Source organism: Devosia sp. (assembly GCF_040509215.1).
Lineage (GTDB): Bacteria > Pseudomonadota > Alphaproteobacteria > Rhizobiales > Devosiaceae > Devosia.
In genome coordinates this window covers 1-2,622 of the sequence record NZ_JBEVLL010000087.1, presented here as the reverse complement: position 1 = coordinate 2,622, position 2,622 = coordinate 1, and the positions used below count along the sequence as shown (strand labels likewise).

Below are 2,622 nucleotides of genomic sequence, written 5' to 3'. Positions count from 1 at the left end.
CGCCGTCAGCGGCGGCAGATTGATGACCGAAGCTTCGCGGGAGGTATCGACCTCTTCCTCTTCGGCCAGTTCGCGCTCGGCCTGGTACCAGAATTCCTGTTCGCGATCTTCCGGCTGGCCGGCCTCGTCCCAGAGCTGGTAGGCGCGGTCACGAACCTTGTATTCCTCGACATGCGGCATGGTGCTCTCCTCGTTACGCATGAATGCAGAACGCGAGGTTGACCTAGCAGTTGCCGACGACGCGGCGGTGACGAGAGATTTTACCGTGTGGTCAATGCCAGCTTGGCGCCAAGCGCCACGAAAGCGGCCGCAAAAGAGCGGCGCATCCAGACCATGATCGCGGGCTTGGAAATGACGTGGCCACGAATGGCAGCGGCAAAAAGCCCGTAGAGTGCGAAGACCACGAAGGTCATGAGCATGAAGACCAGGCTCAACTGCAACATCTGCGGCACGGCGCCCGGCGCATCGGCCGGCACGAACTGCGGCAGGAAGGCAAAGAAGAAGATCGAGAGCTTTGGATTGAGGAGGTTAATCAGCACAACCTCGATCGCCATGTCTTTGAGGCTCTTGGGCTCGGCATTGGCCGACACCGAGAGCGAGCCGGTTTCGCGCAGGGTCGCCCAGGCCGTATAGAGGAGGTAGGCGACGCCGAGATATTTGATGATCTCGAAGGCCAGCGCGCTGGCATGGAGAATGGCGGCAAGGCCCGTGATCGCGGCGATCATGTGGGGCACGATGCCGATGGTGCAGAAGAAGGCGGCCCAAAGGCTCGCCCTGCTGCCGCGGCCGAGACCGGCCGCAATCGTATAGAGCGCGCCCGCGCCTGGAGAGACGACGACGATCAGGGTCGTGATCAAAAATTCGACGCTCATGGGACGCACCTCCGGCTCAATGGCGGGACAGTTTCTCTTTTCGTGCGGAACGGCAAGCCCCGCATGCCATTATCCCCGTCACCAACAGGGGACCAGCATGCGGCTATTCGTTTGCGATCATTGCGGCAACACGGTCTATTTCGAGAACAGCCGCTGCGAGCATTGCGGCCACGCTCTGGGCTATCTGCCCGAGCAGAATGCACTCGTGTCGCTCGATGAGGCGGCTGGGAGCTGGCTGGCGCCGGCCTTTCCCGGGCATGCCTACATCTATTGCGACAATGCCCGACATGGGGCGTGCAACTGGCTGATACCGGCAGAACCCGGTGGCCCGGTGCTCTGCGCCGCCTGCATTCACAACGAAACCATTCCCGCGCTCGACAATCCCGACAACCTGCTGCGCTGGCAGGTGGTCGAACGGGCCAAGAAGCGCCTGGTCTATTCGCTGCTGCGCCTGGGCTTGCCCCTCAAAACGCGGGAGGAGGACCCTCAACACGGCCTCGCCTTCCGCTTCCTCGCCGATGCCGGCAGTGCGCCCCATGTGATGACGGGGCATGAGAGCGGCGTCATCACCATTGCGCTGGCGGAGGCCGATGACGCCGAGCGGGAACGCCGCCGCACCGGCATGGGCGAGCCCTATCGGACGCTTCTCGGCCATTTCCGGCACGAGATCGGTCACCACTATTGGGACTTGCTCGTCAGCGGACAGCCGTCGGAGCAGCGGTTTCGCGCGCTGTTCGGCGATGAACGCAGCGACTATGGCGCAGCGCTTCAGGCGTATTACGCCAATGGCGCGCCCGCCGGATGGCCCGAAAGCCATATATCGGCCTATGCCACCGCCCATCCCTGGGAGGATTTTGCCGAAACCTTCGCCCACTATCTCCATATCACTGACACGGTAGAGATGGCCGCCGCCTTCGGCATCAGGGCGAGGCCGCGGACGGGGGACGGGAGCCTCTCGATGCCTCCAGTCCACTTCGACCCCTATATGGCGCCTGACATGGCGGCGATCATCGACAACTGGATTCCGCTCGTCTCGCTGCTCAACAATCTCAACCGGGCAATGGGACAGGCCGATGCCTATCCCTTCGTTCTGACACCGGCCGTGATCGAGAAACTGGGGTTTGTGAACGATCTGGTGCATCAGGCGCCGGCATTGGGGCAGTTGGCAGCGCTTGAGGTCGAGGACTGAGCGACGCACTTCCAGCGGCGAAAGCTTGCTGGTAAACCTCCGTCATGTCCGACATCATCATTCTTCACGTCCCCGTTTTTTCGACCCTCTCGAACGCCGCGTTCGCCTTGCGCCGGGAGGTCTTCGTCTGGGAACAGAAAGTGCCCGAGGAAGAAGAGCTCGATAGCTACGACCTCACCGCGAGCCATTATGTCGCTGTGGCGGAGGGCAATGTCGTCGCAACGCTGCGGCTGATCGAGCAGCCCGAACATATTAAAATCGGGCGTGTTGCCGTGCACCAGGCCTGGCGCGGCAAGGGCGTGGCGCGAAAGCTGATCGAGAAGGCCATGACAGATGCGCGCGCCAGGGGAAGCGAACGCTTTTTCCTCACCGCTCAATCCGACAAATTGGGGCTCTACGAGAAGCTCGGCTTCGTCGCTTTCGGGCCAGAATTCATGGATGGCGGCATGCCGCATCGGGCCATGCGCGACTACGACAAGGCTAGCGCAACCTTAATCGATTAAGTCAAATTTAACGCATTAACCTCGCCGAGGGACTCCTGCCCTCAAACCTGCGTTATTG

General features: G+C 61.7%; 4 protein-coding genes. 2 read left to right on the top strand and 2 right to left on the bottom strand.

From position 1 onward, the window contains the following. On the bottom strand, positions 1-180 hold a 180-nt coding region (locus ABW043_RS04765; protein ID WP_353920086.1), incomplete at its 3' end, for a DUF2934 domain-containing protein. A gap of 80 nt (positions 181-260) precedes the next feature. Further along, positions 261-872, bottom strand: a complete 612-nt coding sequence (locus ABW043_RS04760) for a LysE family translocator (RefSeq protein ID WP_353920085.1) — start codon at positions 870-872, stop codon at positions 261-263. Positions 873-969: 97 nt separating this feature from the next. Here ABW043_RS04760 and ABW043_RS04755 point away from each other — a divergent pair, with 97 nt between their 5' ends. Further along, positions 970-2,061 carry a zinc-binding metallopeptidase family protein gene (locus ABW043_RS04755; protein ID WP_353920084.1) on the top strand — a complete coding sequence of 364 codons (1,092 nt, stop codon included), beginning with the start codon at positions 970-972 and terminating at the stop codon, positions 2,059-2,061. 44 nt (positions 2,062-2,105) lie between these two features. Then, entirely contained in the window at positions 2,106-2,564 is a 459-nt protein-coding gene (locus ABW043_RS04750) for a GNAT family N-acetyltransferase (protein WP_353920083.1), read from the top strand. Positions 2,565-2,622: the final 58 nt, after the last annotated feature.

Coding starts and splice junctions, on each gene's coding strand:
- ABW043_RS04750 (WP_353920083.1), top strand. CDS start 2,106: ATGTCCGACATCATCATTCTTCACGTCCCCGTTTTTTCGACCCTCTCG.
- ABW043_RS04755 (WP_353920084.1), top strand. CDS start 970: ATGCGGCTATTCGTTTGCGATCATTGCGGCAACACGGTCTATTTCGAG.
- ABW043_RS04760 (WP_353920085.1), bottom strand. CDS start 872: ATGAGCGTCGAATTTTTGATCACGACCCTGATCGTCGTCGTCTCTCCA.